The 17,002-nt window shown below is 40.4% G+C and carries 10 protein-coding genes; 4 read left to right on the forward strand and 6 right to left on the reverse strand.

The window, feature by feature from the left end; all coding sequences use genetic code 11:
- Window positions 1-103: 103 nt before the first annotated feature.
- Together V7K61_RS06730 and V7K61_RS06735 are read right to left on the reverse strand one after the other, a co-directional pair.
- Complete coding sequence (locus V7K61_RS06730; RefSeq protein WP_335052066.1) at window positions 104-1,228, reverse strand: hybrid sensor histidine kinase/response regulator; 1,125 nt, start codon at window positions 1,226-1,228, stop codon at window positions 104-106.
- A 64-nt stretch (window positions 1,229-1,292) separates the two neighbouring features.
- On the reverse strand, window positions 1,293-2,600 hold the full coding sequence (locus V7K61_RS06735) for an ATP-binding response regulator (protein WP_335052068.1): 1,308 nt from the start codon (window positions 2,598-2,600) through the stop codon (window positions 1,293-1,295).
- Between the two features lie 1,260 nt (window positions 2,601-3,860).
- On the opposite strand from V7K61_RS06735, the gene V7K61_RS06740 reads away from it, so the two are divergent.
- Window positions 3,861-4,586 (forward strand): response regulator transcription factor, encoded by a 726-nt coding sequence (locus tag V7K61_RS06740; RefSeq protein WP_094349814.1) that lies wholly within the window; start codon window positions 3,861-3,863, stop codon window positions 4,584-4,586.
- 79 nt (window positions 4,587-4,665) lie between these two features.
- Here V7K61_RS06740 and V7K61_RS06745 read toward each other — a convergent pair whose 3' ends face one another.
- Window positions 4,666-6,030: a lipid-A-disaccharide synthase-related protein gene (locus tag V7K61_RS06745; protein WP_335052070.1), complete on the reverse strand. Its 1,365-nt coding sequence runs from the start codon at window positions 6,028-6,030 to the stop codon at window positions 4,666-4,668.
- Between the two features lie 139 nt (window positions 6,031-6,169).
- Here V7K61_RS06745 and V7K61_RS06750 point away from each other — a divergent pair, with 139 nt between their 5' ends.
- From V7K61_RS06750 to V7K61_RS06760, 3 genes are all read left to right on the forward strand, one after another.
- Window positions 6,170-8,233, forward strand: coding sequence for an outer membrane protein assembly factor (locus V7K61_RS06750; RefSeq protein WP_335052072.1), 2,064 nt, complete (start codon window positions 6,170-6,172; stop codon window positions 8,231-8,233).
- A 433-nt stretch (window positions 8,234-8,666) separates the two neighbouring features.
- Window positions 8,667-10,901, forward strand: a complete 2,235-nt coding sequence (locus V7K61_RS06755) for a hypothetical protein (protein ID WP_335052074.1) — start codon at window positions 8,667-8,669, stop codon at window positions 10,899-10,901.
- A 13-nt stretch (window positions 10,902-10,914) separates the two neighbouring features.
- Window positions 10,915-13,227 (forward strand): COG1470 family protein, encoded by a 2,313-nt coding sequence (locus tag V7K61_RS06760; RefSeq protein ID WP_335052078.1) that lies wholly within the window; start codon window positions 10,915-10,917, stop codon window positions 13,225-13,227.
- Window positions 13,228-13,343: 116 nt separating this feature from the next.
- Here the strand turns inward: V7K61_RS06760 and V7K61_RS06765 are convergent, their stop codons facing one another.
- The 3 genes from V7K61_RS06765 to V7K61_RS06775 all read right to left on the reverse strand — a co-directional run bounded on the left by V7K61_RS06765 (window position 13,344) and on the right by V7K61_RS06775 (window position 16,798).
- Window positions 13,344-14,546, reverse strand: a complete 1,203-nt coding sequence (locus V7K61_RS06765) for an FtsW/RodA/SpoVE family cell cycle protein (RefSeq protein ID WP_335052080.1) — start codon at window positions 14,544-14,546, stop codon at window positions 13,344-13,346.
- A gap of 241 nt (window positions 14,547-14,787) precedes the next feature.
- Complete coding sequence (locus tag V7K61_RS06770; RefSeq protein WP_335052082.1) at window positions 14,788-16,236, reverse strand: sensor histidine kinase; 1,449 nt, start codon at window positions 16,234-16,236, stop codon at window positions 14,788-14,790.
- Between the two features lie 10 nt (window positions 16,237-16,246).
- Window positions 16,247-16,798 carry a heme NO-binding domain-containing protein gene (locus V7K61_RS06775; protein WP_335052084.1) on the reverse strand — a complete coding sequence of 184 codons (552 nt, stop codon included), beginning with the start codon at window positions 16,796-16,798 and terminating at the stop codon, window positions 16,247-16,249.
- Window positions 16,799-17,002: the final 204 nt, after the last annotated feature.

Genomic DNA, 17,002 nt, shown 5'->3' on the forward strand with positions numbered 1-17,002 from the left:
TAGACGAGGTTTAAGTTTTGTTAGGGGCATAAAAACACATCAAAAATCAAATGTAATTTCTTGAGAGATATCCACAAAATAATCTGTGGTGAAGGAGAATAGCTTAAGTGTTTTTAGGTAGTTGCACAGTAAATAAACTACCTTTACCTAGTTCAGAAACTACCTGGATAGTTCCTGCGTGCCCTTCTATAATGCGATGGGATAGATGTAGTCCTAAGCCACTACCTGAGCGTTTATTTCTGCCTTGGCGAAATCGCTCGAAAATTGTTGCCCGATCTTCTGGCGCAATCCCATATCCTGTATCTTGTACCTCAATTATTACCGAATCTGGATTTCCTGGATTAGATGATGTTTCATAAATACGGATTGTTATGCCTCCCGTATCTGTAAATTTGATGGCATTTGCAATCAGGTTGTTTAACACTCGCCGTAATTCCAAACGATCGCCCATGATAATACCAGCGTTTTGACTCAGTGGATCTAATTCACGGGTATTAATTTCCAGAGTCAAGCCTTTTTCGTTAGTTAAAGGACTTAGTTCGCTGACTACTTCTTGAGATATCTCAGATAAATCGCATTCCTCCCAATTCAAAGTTTTTTTACCTGCCTCGAAGCGATAGACTTCTAAGAGCGTGTTCACCATTTCCATCAAATTTTGGTTACTGCGAATCATGACTGCGATCGCCTGTTTCATTTCCGGCGAAATTTTACAGAATGTTTCCATTTCAAACAAATTCAACATCCGATCGGCAGCTACTAGGGGAGTTCGCAAGTCATGAGTCAAACGAGAAACAAAATCTTCCCGTTGGCGGGCCATTTTTTGTTGTTCGTCCAGACTGTGCTTGAGACGTAATAGCGATCGCACTCTTGCCAGTAGTTCATCAGTATCAAATGGTTTACGAATAAAATCATCAGCACCAGCATCCAAACCTTCGACAACGCTGGATTGATGAAAGGCAGTAATTAACAGAATTGGAATATAAGAGATTGCAGGATTATTCCGAATCCGACGTGTGACTTCATAGCCATCTATCCCCGGCATCATTACATCTAACAGAACCAGATCGGGTGGAGATTGCTCAATTTTCCGTAAAGCCTTGATTCCATCTGAAGCCAAATCAATTTCATACCCCTCACTTTCTAAAATTGCTTGAACCAAAATGAGATTATCTTGAGTGTCGTCAACTGCTAAGATCCGATAAATTTTATTATTTTCAACTACAGACATGATTTATAAATTTTTATCAGTTTTTTTGGAAGTAATTTTTAAATTTAGGATATTCTATTGGTGCTTACCTAGCTTGAGAAGATGACTGATGAGGATTTTTCGCAGGGCAAAAAAAATCGTCGTTATCGTTATCTAACTGTGAAGCTGGAGCATGGGCTGCTACAGTCGGTAATCTAATTTGACGTGGCAATTCAATTTTAAACATTGAACCCACCCCCAATTTACTCTCCAGAAATATTTTACCGCCCATCATTCGCACTAGCGAATCTATAATTGCCAAACCCAGACCTGTACCTGGATATTTGCGAGTGATAGTTTGATCGACTTGCCGAAATGCTTCAAAAATATGCTTAAAATCTCTGGGGGCTATACCTATACCTGTATCTTGAACGATAATTACCACTCGATTTTCCGGTAGTTCCTTAAGCTCAACCCAAATTTCACCAGATTCTGTGAATTTAATGGCGTTGGAAAGCAGGTTAATCAAAATCTGTTTGACACGAATCGGATCGTTAAATACCAAAGGATTTTGCAAATCGGTTTGTACTAACAATGAAAGATTTTTAGCATCAGCTAGGGAACGCATTTCACTGACAACAAGATTGATTACCTTTGATATATCAAATCTTTCTGCCTTTAAATCTAATCCTCCTCCCTCCAGCTTGGAAAAGTCGAGAACTTCATTGAGTAGCATTAGTAAATGCTTTCCATTATTTAAAATGCGCTCAACCATATCTGCTTGCTGGCGCGTTAGTTGACCGAATTTAGGACGCAGCAGTATTTGCGAAAAACCAATAATCGCATTCATCGGCGTTCTAAGTTCGTGAGATATAGTTGCCAAAAAAAGTGATTTTAGACGTGATGCCTCCAATAGCTTGAAGTTTTGCATTTGAATTTGTTGTTGTTGTCTCTCCAATTCTTGGTTCTGACAAATGAGTTGTTCATGAGTTTCTCTGAGTTGCTGATTTGCCAAATTCACCTGCATTTCCGCCCGATAAATCCGAATCACATTCCGCAAAACCTGCGACAAAGTTTCTGGAGATATTCTAGATTTAGAGAGATAGTCTGTAGCACCAGCTTTCAATAATTGGAGAGTAATTTGTTCATCTCCTTGACCAGTTAGGACTACTAAAGGAACTTTAATTTCTGAAGAACCTAGCTGTTGAATCAAAGTTAGTGCATCCCGATCTGGTAAGGAATAGTCGAGGAAAACACAATCGTAAGCAGTAACGCTTAAGACAGAGAAAGCATCATTACCATTGCCTACTTCAGACAGTTGCATCTGAACACCTGCTGTAGTCAGGGCAGAACGGATTGCTATCCGGTCTACTTCGTCATCGTCTACAACCAAAATTTTCAGCGTCTCTTCCATCGGTTTTTATTTTCGCCGCCAAACATAGGTTGATGTATAATATTTCTCTTTTTCAGATTATTCAACTAAAGAATATAAGATTTTCGGATATCTAAAACCTGTAATTTGATTGATTAAGATATTTTGCATAAGATCCACTTTAATACTTGCTTGACATTCACCACATCAACTTCGTTATCCTCCATTAGTACTATGTCTATCGCTCTTTCGGCCCTTTCCTTGGGTTGAATTGAGTCTGTTGTATCTTCAATCTGGTTAATTTACCAGATTCTGGTAACTAAACTCCTAGCAAATGACCAATGTCCTGCAAAAAATTAGTAATTAACAAGCACACACCGCTGATATAAAGTAAAATAAAATACTTTACCAAGCTTAAAACAATTGTAGATGAGTGAGCAAGCCACCGTCGTCAGTCATTGGTGAGAGTTGATCCGATTATCGTGTACCATAAGCTTGAACAGTTTTATCTATCAGGTTAGTTAGACTAGGTAAATAAAAAAGTAATATCTATAGCTATTTGTGAATCTGAAGTAATTCTAGCTCCTGAAATTTCAACATTTTTCTTAGCGATCGCCACATCTGTGTTAGTATTTTCCCGGTTATATCGAACTTATAGATGTTCGCAAAATTACTAACCCTTAATGCCCAGGAAAGGTTCCCGACAAAAGTTAGGCAAAAATTCAAAACCTAAAAGGGGAGAGGTTTGCACAGAGGGTTTGTATTATATCCTGTGAAAAGTCAGACGAACAAGTTAGTCACCAAGAATTACGAATTACTTTGCTGTTCGTGATCCACAAAATTTTAACGCTGCCTGATTCCCTTCCATGAGGATCTCTATTGACTCTATCAATCGGACGAATCCAAAGGTTTGATTAAAAATTGCTCGCAACTATCGTTCACTTTCTCGTAAAACAACTTTCACACGGTGTAATTTTTTCATTTTCATAAGCTTTTTTTTAAGTTTGATTCAAAATAATACTAATTAACCAATTGAACATGGCAACTCAAAGCCGAATTATCAGCAAGGAGCAGCAATTTGGCATTCGTTTCAATATTTCATACTTTTTGTGTAAGTATCTATATATCTCCAGCTAGATTTGTCCTCTATCTAAATATGAAAATTTTGGGTACTTATTATTTCTCTCGGTGGATGCAGACAGGTTGAAATATCATCTATCTTGAGTTTGGGAAAATAATAGATAGTAGTTACAAAAAGGCAAGACTTTGAAAGATGCAAACAGCGCAAGAGTAAGTGTAGCGATGAATGAAATTAGTATTATTTTAATTGAAGATCATGACTTAACGCGAATGGGGCTACGAGCAGCATTACAGTCTCATAGCGCATTGAAAGTAATTGGGGAAGCGGCAAATGCTACCCAAGGGTTAAAACTTTTAGAAACGGCAAAGCCAGATGTCGCGGTAGTAGATATCGGCTTGCCTGACATGGATGGCATCGAGCTCACTCGCAAATTCAAACGCTCCCAGGCTGAAAATGGTGGGCAATCTACTACAAAGATTCTCATCTTGACAATGGATCATACAGAGGATGCTGTACTTGCAGCCTTCGCAGCTGGCGCTGATTCTTATTATATGAAAGAAACCAGCATCAGTAAATTAACTGAGGCAATTCAAGCAACTCACGGCGGTAACTCTTGGATCGATCCGGCAATTGCCAACGTGGTATTGCGGAAGATGCGCCAAGGTATTCCTGGAGAAAGTCAAGGTTCTGACAAGCCGAAGACTGTAAAAATTGAGGCGCTGGCGACAGAATACGAGCAAGTTTTGGAAACATACCCTCTGACTCAACGGGAACTGGAAATCCTAGAGTTGATTGTAGCTGGGTGTAGCAATGGGCAAATTGCCGAGAAACTCTACATTACAGTTGGTACTGTCAAAACCCATGTTCGTAATATTTTAAATAAACTATGTGCTGATGACCGTACCCAAGCTGCTGTGAGGGCCTTACGTTCGGGGTTGGTGGCGTAAGGGATTAGGGACAAGGGAGATGAGGGGACAAGGGGATAAGGAGAAGAACCTGCCACAATGCCCCATACCCACTGCCCCATTATCCCAATTTTTCCCGCAAGCAATTAGCAATACGTAGTGCGGCTCCCGGTTTGCCCATGCGTCGCGCACCATTTTCAGCGATAATTTGCAAATTATCAGGGTTTTTAAATAGGGATTGTACAACCTTCGCTACTTCTGCTGGTTGATCGATTAAAATCAAAGACGATCCGAGAAGACGACTTTGAGATTCAGCAAAGCCAGGGTTGTATTGTGGCCCATTACCGGGAATTGCGATCGCAGGTTTGCCTAAACCGATAAACTGTTCTGTGGCTGTACCTGCCATTGCGATCGCTATATCTCCCAAATGCAAGCAATCATTATAGGCTTGTTGGGTCAATAGCAGATAAGCATTTCTCTGTTTAAATATCAAGACATTTGGATCGCGAAGTTGGATAGGAGATGCTGATTCAGTGCGCCAGCCTTGGGATTGTACACTTTGGGATAAAATATTAGAGTCTAAACCAGGAGCGATCGCACCTAAAAATACTACTGTCTTAGAAGTATAGAAGATCGAATCTCGCTGTTGAAAACTTGCCATCAATGCAGATACGGCAATCATAATTGTTTCCCAGTTGGTGTATGCTTCTGGCGGACGAGAACCAGGAAGAAGTGTTACTACAAAAGGTCGAACAGTCTCTTGCTGTTGGATATTCTGACTATAAAATTGTTGGCGTGAAAACGTCGGTTCTAGACCATCCATCATGGGATTACCCAAATAGAAAGCTGGAATTGGCCATTGTTTTAATGTTTCCGTCGTCAGCGCATCTCTAAGGAACACAGCCTTACAACGGCGACGACTCATTAACCAACGTTCCCAAGGATGGTAAACTGAACCAGAAAAGTTTTCCCAACCTGGGTCTTTAGATTTTCGTGGTAATAATCCAGCTTCATCTCGCACATAATATTCAGATTTTGCCGTACCGACAAAAGCATAATTAGCGCCACTGAATGTTGCAAACAACAGCGGCAAAATATCTCCCACTGCTAAAATCGCCCTTCTATTACCTAATTTTTTTTGAGAACTCACCCAACGGCGGATAGCTTTAATTTGGCTGAGGGTAAGTTGCAATAAACCACCGCGTACATCCCGCGCTAATTGGCGGCCATCCATATAAATAAAGCCGCCAGAAGGCATATTCAGCACTGAACCGATAAAGGGGATATCCAACTGTTCATAAGCACGTCCTTCACCCACCAGAGGTAAAGCAAATATCTCTGGTGGGTTTGGTTGTCGTTGGAGTTCTTGCAAAATCCGAACTGCAATCATATCTTCCCCATGACCATTACTTAATACAAGTAATCGCAAAGGAGAAGTAGCAGATTGGGAGTTAGAAGCTAGAGATGACCGAGATAGATTACTCATGAGAAACAAAATATCAAAATTAACTGTCTGTTTGGGTAAGAGGTATAAATAGGGAAATCGACGAAGAAGCTGGAAGTTAGTATTATCCCTATTCGCTAGCGTCTCTACAACTAACTCCCAGTTAATTAGGTTAAATATTATGCGAGTTTCTACTACTGCTATTTTTACTTTAGCTACTTTAGCTGCTGGCAATGTTACTCAGCAAGCAACGGCTGCACCTGCTAAAACCGTTACTCCAACTGCAAAAGCTGGTAACTTGGTGGTGCCAATAATTGAAGACACTCCCGCACGGGTAGAGACAATTGCTTCCCCAGAAACTATAGTTGCACAACAATTTTCCCAAAATCCCGTCGTCGTGCAAACAAGTGCAAACAAAAATTCCCCAGTAGTCTTAAAATCAGCAGACAAGGGAAACTCTTCCGTAACACTCCCCATCATCTCTTCCTCTCCCTCATCCCCCGCGACTGAAAGCAATTTAGTCGTCACAGCTACAGATGTACAAGTGGTGGGAGCCAATCAAGAATTACAGCAAATCATTCGCCAGGTAATTAAAACCCAGGTGGGTGGAGAAACCAGTCAAAGCCAGCTACAAACAGATGTAACAGCAATTTTAAATACAGGTTTATTTAGTAGTGCCAGTGTGAATAGCTTTAGCACACAGACTGGATTGAATGTAGTATACCAAGTCCAACCGGTGATTGTGCGATCGCTGCAACTATCTGGTGCTAAAGTACTTACCTATCAAGTCGCCCAACAACGTTTGCAATCTCAGATTGGAACCACTATTAGTCCTAGTGGACTGCAACAAGCAGTAGCACAAATTAACAAGTGGTACGCCGACAATGGTTATAACTTGGCGCGGGTGCTATCAATTAAACCCAATTCTCAAGGCATTCTCACTGTGAATGTTGCTGAAGGTTTGGTGAGTGATATCAAGTTTCGCTTTGTCAACGATGAGGGTAAAACCGTTGATAGCAAGGGTAATCCCGTTGGAGGACGCACCAAAGCAGATTTCTTACAACAACAACTCAAGTTGAAATCAGGTCAAATTTTCCAAGAAAATGTCGTTAAGCAAGATATACAACAGCTATATCGTACTGGTTTATTTGAAACTGTGAATGTTGCCTTAGAAGGAGATGCGACAAAACTTGATTTAGTCTACCAACTCAAAGAAACTGGGGCGCGTGGTGTTAACTTGGGTGGTAGTTACAATGCCGATCAAGGATTGGTAGGTACAATCAACTATCAAGATCAAAATGTCGGTGGTGTTAATGATACTTTCGGTGTGAATGTTGGGGTAAGTAGTCGAGACTTGCAGTTTAATACCAAATTTACCAGTCCTTATCGGACAACTAACCCCGATCGCTTCGGCTACACTGTAAATGGTTTTCGTAGTCAGGAACTTTCGGAAACCTTTGATGACAAGATTAAGCTAGCTAACGGCGACAAAGTGCGAGAAGGTCAAATTGGCGGTGGTGTCAGCTTGCAGCGACCAATTGACGACTGGAATACCTCATTAGGATTAAACTATACCCGAACTAGTATTCGCGATCGCCAAGGTAATATTACCCCAACCGACGTTCAGGGCAATCCCCTCTCTGCGAGTGGAACTGGTATTGACGACCTAACTACCGTATCCTTCACGGCCACCAAAGACCAACGGGATAATCCCCTCAATCCAACTCAAGGTTCCGTTCTAAGTCTGAGTACAGAACAATCTATACCCATCGGCGAAGGGAATATTTCCCTAAATCGCCTCAAAGCCAACTACAGCCAATATTTACCAGTACAGCTATTTAACAGCAAACAGCCACAAGTATTTGCGGTGAATGTGCAAGCCGGTACCGTCCTTGGGAATTTACCGCCCTACGAAAGTTTTAACTTGGGTGGCTCCAACTCAGTGCGCGGTTACGATTCTGGAGAAGTTGGCAGTGGTCGCAGTTATGTGTTGGCTTCCGCAGAATATCGTTTTCCCGTCTTACCAATAGTAGGCGGTGTATTATTTGCCGACTTCGCCTCAGATTTAGGTTCTGGTGATACTGTATTAGGAGATCCGGCAGGTGTACGAGATAAACCAGGTTATGGTTTTGGTTATGGGGCGGGAGTGCGACTAAATTCACCACTAGGCTTAATTCGGGCTGACTATGGCATTAACGACCAGGGAGAAAGCAAAGTGCATCTGGGAATTGGGCAGCGATTTTAATTTGAGTTCAGGCGTTGCTGAGAGATCATATCATGTCCGCTTTATTGCTTATTAAACCCAAAGAACCCCACCCCGCCAAAGCTGCGCTTTGTCTCCCCTCCCCGCTTGCGGGGAGGGGGTTGGGGTGTAATGACTGTGGTTAGCATAACTAATTATGCGGACATGATATCATATCCAAAAACTAAATATGCGTTATCCAGAACCCTTGTAGAGAGGTAGCAGTGCTATGTCTCTACATTTTTTTCACTCATATCTCTATTAGCGATCGCCTTTGAAAATGACTTTTATAAATTGGCCAATTTATTACACAATATTTAATAGTATATAAATTTCAATAATCAAAGGAAAAAAGCTATTGTCACGTTTTCACGAGACATTAATTTTTTAATAGCGCTAGTTATGCAGAATATAAAAAAATATTATAAGTAATAGCATGGAAAAAAGTGTTATTAATGCCAGCCTTTCTACTCAGAACTTAACCTTTCGTCCAGGTGATACTCCTGTATCATTTGAGGTAACTGTCAATAATGACAGCGATCGCTTCGTCAATTTTCAAATAGAAATTACTGCGGCGGGAGAAATCCGCAACACAGGATATCGCTGGTATAGACTCGAACCAGAGGTAGCGGCAGCCAAGCCACCGGGGAGTAGTACCATCTTCCAAGTTTTCGTATTCAATACACCCATTCCGGGATTTGTTGGTACTGTCAACCTGATGGTAAATATTTTTTCACCGCAATTAGCACAACAGTCCAGACTTGTGCTACGCCTGAAAATTGAGCGAGACAATAGACCAACACATTTAAGTGTAGAATTACCTGTACGAGAGTTCCAAGTTTATCCCCGCAATTCTGTCGATATACCAGTACGGGTGCGAAACTTGGGGCAACAACCAACTGAGGTAATGCTACGTTTTACAGGCGTCGATCCGTCTTGGCTGGCTGGCAGTGCAGAACGCCGATTACCCTTAGATGCAGGTGGTTTAGCAGAAGCTACATTCCAATGCCAACCTCCTTCTGTAGTGCAAGCGCCCAGTCAAAATTACCCTTTTACTATTGAAGCTGTTAGCAATAATGGTTATCCAACTAACGCTGAAGGCAACATTGAAGTTTTACCAGTGGGTTTTATAGACTTTACTACCACCGAAAAACACCTGAAAATCCCCAATAAATCGGCATGGTTGCCTGACTGGAAATCTGATACAGCTTCCTTTGAATTACTATTTAAAAACGCTAGCAATCTCAACCAAGAAATTAATGTGCAGGTGCAGGGTAGAGACAGGCGAAAATGTAGTTTTAAAAAGCTTCCCGAAACCGCCAATCTTCATCTAGGAGAGACAAGTAAAGTCATTCTCGATGTTAAAACAAAACGTCCTTGGATTGGAATCGGCAAAACTTTGTTGCTGGAGGCTAAATCGGAATTATCCGACCAACGTTTAGGAAGTACAGACCCAGCCACGCAGACATTAGAAGTCAAGACTCTGCCAATTATACCTTTATGGCTACAATTAGCTGCGATCGCACTTTTAGCTGCACTCCTAGCATTAATCCTGCAACCAAGAGGTGTAATGCATACTCGTTCTGTCAACTCAGTGCGTTTTAGTGGCATTGGTTTATCTGTGGTCAGTGGTTCAGATGATTGCACCTTAAGACTTTGGAGAATTGGTGCTGATAGTTTAGACCCTGATGATACAGTAAGGTATGCTGGGCAACCTCTTGCTTGCGAGCAATTGCAACAGCCCAAAGGCTTGATGTCCATTACCGATGACGCTGTAGAAGTCTTGCGCTTCATGCCGTTACAAAATAATCGTGTTGCTGTTGGTTTAGATAATGGTGTCATTGAACTCAGAGATGTTCCTTCAGGTGCAAAGATTAGCCAACTTCAAGACCTTAAAGATCCTAAAGCAAAAGGCGATCGCGTTTTTGATTTAGCTTTCACCTCCAACTCACTTAACTTATTCAGTGGTTATGGCAGTGGTAAAGTGAGACTATGGTCAAGACCAGCGCCTAACAGTGATTTTCTACCAGAACCGCAAGTTATTGACGTACAAAGTAGATTGAAACTATCAGGTTTCCAAGTCCGGGCATTAAATCTCAGCCCAGATGCAAAAACTCTAGTAATTGCTGGAAACTTTAAGCGTTTTATATTGTGGCAGTGGAATCAAACTCAATCTGATAAACAATCCCCAAGTTTATCAGTGCAAAATCTAGAAAAACTAGACCCATTAGTTGGGCCTGAAGATTATATTTGGGGATTAGCTTTTGTTCCTGACTCAACAGGAAAAATCCTTGCAACTTCTGATTCTGCGGGATTTATTACCATTTGGGATTTAAATCAGTGTCAAACTATCAAAAATCCGAATCCGCTAGAAAAAATAAATGAGCTTAATTGTTCGCAACTAGATCGTTGGTCAGCATCAAAAACATCTGTGCGGACTCTAGCATTTAGTGACGATGGTAGTCTCTTAGTAAGTGGTGGCGATGATGGACGAGTCTTAGTTTGGTATTTAACTTCCGAACATAAGCTCGACAAAACAAAAGCAGCAGAAGGTAAACAAATTTACAAAAGCTCTAAAAAAATCAATAGTATCGACTTGAAAACTAATCAAGGAACCATGATTGTGAGTGGTGATGAAGATTTTCAGGTCAAATTACACCGCATCAAATAAGGGAATCAATGGCATGCAAGCTAAATTCAATCCACTGCAAGTTATTATCAACCCGCCTGGAATTCAATTTGGGATGCCAGGAGATACGATTGAACTATATATTGTTGTAATCAATCAGGGAAATCAAAGTGCGGTTATTGATTTATATTTTGTTTTTGACGAAGTATTTCAAAATTTAACTGGTTGGTCTAGTTCTCCTAGAGAAAGTTTAGCATTAGCTCCAGGGCAAAATAGTGACGAAGTAAGGTTTGAGTTTCAAATTGCCGCAAATGCTCTCCCAGGAACCTATGACTACACACTAGTCGTAGATTCTCCTCTACATTATCCACAAGATACTCCCATAACTTTCGCAAACCAAATTAAGGTTCTACTAAAAGAACAGACTGCAATTCGGGTGAACGACCCGACATTTTCCATCAGACCTAACACCAACCCCAACAAACCGTTAATTTTCAATTCTAGTGAGTATCTGCAAGTAGAGATAATAGTTGACAATCGCTCTTATCTTGTAGATAGATTCCGCTTGAGTTGCCCAGATTTAGACGATGATTGGTTCACAATTAATTATCCTGCAACTGGATTTGAGGGGCCAGGATTAGTGTCTGACGTAACTGCACTAGAACTCAATCCTGGTACTCAAGGTCAAATATTGTTGAAATTTCACCCACCTGGGGATACCCTTGCAGGAAGCTATTCGCCGACAATTCGCCTATATTCAGAAAACTCTCCAGACTTAGTACTGCTGGATTTGGTGTATATCCAAATTCCGACAAATTATCGCTTAGATATAGAACTTCATACCATCTTGGGACAAGTTAGCCGTAGTCTTGGCAAGTACGAATTCTCACTAGCTAACCAGGGCAATATTGTCCGCGAACTGATATTAAACTTAAAAAGTCGAGACGAAGAAGAACTATATACTTACAAATTTGATCCCACTGAAGTAAGATTATTACCTAATAGAGGTGCTGTGGCTAATTTGACCGTCAAACCCAAACCTTGGTGGCGACGACCGTGGTTTGGTGCAGGGCTAGTGATCAACTTTCAACTCGACATCAAAGACCAACAAAATTTAGCCCTACCGAACACACTGCCTCAAGGAACTTTGGTATGGAAACCGCGTCCTTGGTGGCAATTTATTCTGTTAATTTTGGCAATTTTGGGGTTATTGGGAGGGATAGGATTTATCATTTGGCGAATTTTAAACCCCGATCCTTTGAGATTAGAAAATTTTAGTGCAAATGACTCTCAAATTACTGAAGGTGATGAGGTAGCTTTAAACTGGGAAGTTCATCAATATAAACAGTTAAAAAAGTTAGTTTTGACGGCTAAAGGTTCCCAACCTATTCAGCCTATTACTTATGACTTTAGCAATGGCATTCCTGAAACACTAGGTAAAGGAAGTGCTAATGAAATCCCTCCTTGTCAGGTACAAGATAAACAAGAGTTAATTTGTAGCAACGTAAAAACTGGAGTGAAAACAAAAGGTAATTACACTTTTGAATTACAAGCCTTTTATCGCAATGGTATACAAATATTTTCTCCTAATAACAAAGTAGCTAGCCAAACAACCCAAGTAGAAATAGCTGAAAAACAAATTGCTGAAGTACTTAGTTTTCAACCAGATAAACCAGTGTACACAAAAGGTCAAAATATTCTTTTAAGCTGGGCAATTGCCCGTCCATTATTGTTAGCGCAAATTCAAATCGCTGGCAGCGCAGATGATGGTACATTATATAGTGAGCCAATTACTTATAAATTTAATCAAGGTAATATTACCGACCCGAAACTTAAAAAGCTATGTACACAACAGAATCAACAACTGCGATGTACAAATATTCCTCTTTTAGCAACTAAAGCTGGAAACTTTGGATTTGAAATCAAAGCCTTTCCTAACAATGGAAGTCAAAAAACTAGTTTTAAAAAGACTGAATCAAAAATTGGAATATTACCAAAACCATTTAAAATTGTCTCTTTTAGAATCAACGGTAGCGAACAACCAAATCTGGTTCTCAAGGAAGGTGAATCTGCTACCCTGAGTTGGAGTGTAGAGGGAGAAAATATTCAGGTTAAACTTCTACCATACGGCAATGACGTTTCAGCTGTTGGTTCAATGAAGCTTCCAGTCAATCAAGCCTTCCCCCCTCAAATCGGACTGCTAGTCAATGATATATCTGGTAAGCAACAACCCCAGCAAAGAGGATTTGCAATCACAGTACTCAAAAAAGTAGAGCCTACTCCTATACCTGTACCTGGCATTAACCCAATTCCACCTATTCTGCCACCTAGCAATAGCCCATTTAAGACTCCTTTACCTCAGAGATAACTTTTTAAGCGATGTGAAAAGCAGAGATATATGAAAGTTGCAGACTTTAAGTCTTCCATAATCTATTCAATTCCTGCAAAGAGCGTAAAACTTTGTCTATCGTAGCTTTTGCTAGCTCAATTCCTGGTTTTATGAAAAGCTCGGCGTCTGCGCCCATTTTCAAGCAGAGGTTTTCGCAACGGTACTACCTCAGCTTCACTGCTCTCACGTGCTACCCGAATCAACAACCCAGCAGCTATTAAGCTGGCAATCATAGAATTACCACCATAACTAAACATGGGTAAAGGTAAGCCAGTAGTAGGTAGAGAACCTGTAGCAACACCGATGTGGAGCAATGATTGTCCCACCATCAAAGTCGTCACACCGATCGCTACCAATCGATGTACTATATTTTTAGCCTTCAGTGCCACAACTAATCCGAGAGTAGCGAATGTAGCTAAAAGCACCAATAACACCATACTGCCAACAAAGCCAAACTCTTCAGCAAACACCGCAAAAATAAAATCGGTATCTTGAATTGGTAAATAAAACAGCTTTTGTTGAGAAAGCCCATATCCAGCTCCCCAAGTTTTACCAGAACCCACAGCTAGTAGACTTTGCACCAACTGGTAGCCATCTCCTGTAGCATCCGCCCAAGGATTGAGGAATGACATCACCCGCTTCCGCTGATACTCTTTAATACTAATACTGAGTACTGCCAACATCACTCCACCAATTGCTGTTCCTCCCAGATACTTGTAAGGTAAGCCAGCTGCTAGAGCAATTAGCCAGATAGTCATGCCGCAAAGTGCCGTTGTACTCAAGTTCGGCTGGGCAAGAATTCCTAAAAGTACCAAACCAAAAACACCCAACCAAGCGAAGCGAACCCGCCAACTAATTCGTTCCCACTGACCAAAAAGCCGCGCACTTTGCAACACCAAAAAGGGTTTAATTAGTTCTGAAGGTTGAATCGGAATTGGCCCGATCGCAATCCAACGCGCTGCATCAAAAGCTTTTCTTCCTAATCCTGGGATCAGTGTGACAAAAATTAACCCCAAAAACAGCAACAAAAACCAATGGGATAATCCCAAAATTTTCTGCAATGGCGAATTAACAATAATATTGAATCCGATTAAGGAAACTAAGACCCAAAGCAGTTGACGTTTAAAGTAGTACAAACCATCATTCTGACGGGCATCAGCGACAGGATATGATGCTGAAAATAGCATGACTAAGCCGACGAACAGCCAAATCAACGTTAACCAGCGCAACAACCGCGCTTCTAATGCCCAGTTGGAGACTGAACTATCAAAAATTGGAATCAGGCGGCGTAGATTCACGATCGGTACAGGTAAAAAGTTAGAAATTAGGAGTTAAAAATAAAACTCATAAATCATAACTTATAACTCATAAGTAGGCTTTACAACCATAAATCTTAGAGTTGTTAACTTCAATACACCACTATTTCAATATTTCTGACAAATTGCAATTTCTAATCTGTAACAAGAAAGTAGTATTTTATACCAACAAATTAGAATTGCTATAGTTAAGAGCGATCGCTCGAAAATTGACTGAAAGTATTTATTTTATTAAACTTAATGATTTGATGCAATTAAGTGATTGTTTGTTCATAGATAGGGGAATTTCAATCCAGAACTCAGTTCCTTGCCCAGGTTCTGATACGCATCGTAGTGTTCCCCCATGTTTTTCAACTATAATCTGATAGCTAATTGATAAACCTAATCCTGTACCCTTACCGACTGGCTTAGTTGTGAAAAATGGATCAAACAGTCGTTCCTTAACTGCTTCTGTTATTCCTGAACCATTATCAGCAATTCGGATTACACAGTTCGTTTCAATGATTTCCGTAGTAATTGTAATTATATTAGGATTAGCATGAATTTCTGCGATCGCGCGTCTACTATCATAATTATCGAGCGCATCGATTGCATTACTGATAATATTCATGAATACTTGATTGAGTTGGCCAGCGTAGCAATCTACTAAAGGTAAATCTCCATAATTTTTCACTACTCTGATTCCAGGACGATCGACACTATTCTTGAAGCGACTCTGTAAAATCAGTAAAGTACTATCCAGTCCCTGGTGAATATCAACTCTTTTCTTCTCTGCTTCATCAAGACGAGAGAAATTCCGCAGGGACAAAACAATTTCAGAAATCCGTTCGGCTCCTACTTCCATCGAATTTAGGATTTTTGGCAAATCATCTAGTAAAAAATCTAACTCAATTTCCTTAATGCATTCTTGAATTTCTGATACAGGATTGGTATAAACTTGCTGGTAAATATGCACAAGTTTTAGTAAACACTGTGTATAATCCTTTGTATATTTCAAATTACCGTAAATAAAATTAACCGGGTTGTTAATTTCGTGAGCAACTCCTGCAACTAACTGCCCTAAACTGGACATTTTCTCAGCTTGGACTAATTGTGCTTGAGTTTGTTGTAGCTCCCGGAGGGATTTTTCCAATTTTTTAGACTGAGCCTCAGCAATTTCTGCCAAATTCTCCTTGATTTGTAGCGCGCTCCGTAGTTGTGCTCTTTGCTGTTTCAGTTCATTTGTTAACTTTCTAGCATCAGCTAAAGCAGTATTCTGAGATTGTAGTAGAAACAAGAAATCAACAATAGGGTCGTGGATTGCAAAGTCTTTGAGTTTTATACCCAGAGGAGCCAGGCTAGTTGTATCTGTAATCCAGGGAGAACCTAAAAAAAATATCACTTCCTCCTCTGGTTGATACATCATCTGACCCTTGAGATGCATTCCATTGTGGAGAAACTCTAATATAAACAGGGCACGAGACTGTTTACTAATAACATCAAAATCGACCAAAATTTTTGGACGATTGATCTGAAAATGCTGCTCAATCAATTTACCAACTAATGGTTCAGGACAAATGCGCCCGTAGACATCACCAGCTTGTACAATTTCCCGATTACAGTTAAAGGCAAAGTGGAAAGGAAAAGCTTTCGCCAGCAACTCTGGCGAAAGTGTAAGGTGAGGAGGAGCCATGCTACTGCACTCAATTTGGTTTATAAATCACTAAAAATTCATCATGTTCAGCACCCTCATCTCGACTTTGGGTTTGGGTAATATGGACTTCTGTATCAAACCTGGTTCCCAATCCCTTGACTAGTCCAAGAATCATTGGCGTTAAACCTTCTCTATCAGAGCGATAATGTAAGCTCAGAGAATTTTCTTCCATATCACTACATTCAAATGATGGGGGTTGGAGTTTAGGAAAACTAACTCCTACACGAGCATGAAGATTATCAAGGTTTTCTAAAAACTCAGGGAGTTCATCTCCACTCATATCCATCAATTCGCCATAGCCTTCTTGAGCAGTGTACTGAACCCAAAATTCCCCAAAGGCTTGCATAATCTCTGAGGAAGATAAACCGAGAATGACACTAGCAGCTTTTACCAGGTTGTGGGTGATGTCATCGGGATAGCCTTCCATACTGAGGAAAACATCTACATCCACCTCTGCTTTCTGCTTGATTGTTTTCCAAGTATCTTCGCCAAAGCGACTGCACACCATGTCTTGAATCGCCTTGTTCACTAATCCGTACATGGAAGCCTCCTCTTGCTGAACCTAATTTTACTTTGTGAATTCGCCCAAGACTCGACAACTAATTTCTTAAAAGGCTTATTTAAATGACAAAACTTTCTGTAATCAAATCTTAAAATGTTTTATTACAGCTTTAAAAATCGAAAAAAGTAGGAAAAACTGTTCGCATTTTAATGCTACAAATACTCATTATTACAACCGTATTTT

This window comes from Nostoc sp., from assembly GCF_036918015.1.
GTDB lineage: Bacteria > Cyanobacteriota > Cyanobacteriia > Cyanobacteriales > Nostocaceae > Nostoc.

Excerpts from the sequence above, each read along its gene's own strand:
- V7K61_RS06730 (WP_335052066.1), bottom strand. The coding sequence starts at position 1,228 with ATGTCTGTAGTTGAAAATAATAAAATTTATCGGATCTTAGCAGTTGAC.
- V7K61_RS06775 (WP_335052084.1), bottom strand. The coding sequence starts at position 16,798 with ATGTACGGATTAGTGAACAAGGCGATTCAAGACATGGTGTGCAGTCGC.
- V7K61_RS06760 (WP_335052078.1), top strand. The coding sequence starts at position 10,915 with ATGCAAGCTAAATTCAATCCACTGCAAGTTATTATCAACCCGCCTGGA.
- V7K61_RS06735 (WP_335052068.1), bottom strand. The coding sequence starts at position 2,600 with ATGGAAGAGACGCTGAAAATTTTGGTTGTAGACGATGACGAAGTAGAC.
- V7K61_RS06770 (WP_335052082.1), bottom strand. The coding sequence starts at position 16,236 with ATGGCTCCTCCTCACCTTACACTTTCGCCAGAGTTGCTGGCGAAAGCT.
- V7K61_RS06750 (WP_335052072.1), top strand. The coding sequence starts at position 6,170 with ATGCGAGTTTCTACTACTGCTATTTTTACTTTAGCTACTTTAGCTGCT.
- V7K61_RS06755 (WP_335052074.1), top strand. The coding sequence starts at position 8,667 with ATGGAAAAAAGTGTTATTAATGCCAGCCTTTCTACTCAGAACTTAACC.
- V7K61_RS06745 (WP_335052070.1), bottom strand. The coding sequence starts at position 6,030 with ATGAGTAATCTATCTCGGTCATCTCTAGCTTCTAACTCCCAATCTGCT.
- V7K61_RS06740 (WP_094349814.1), top strand. The coding sequence starts at position 3,861 with ATGAATGAAATTAGTATTATTTTAATTGAAGATCATGACTTAACGCGA.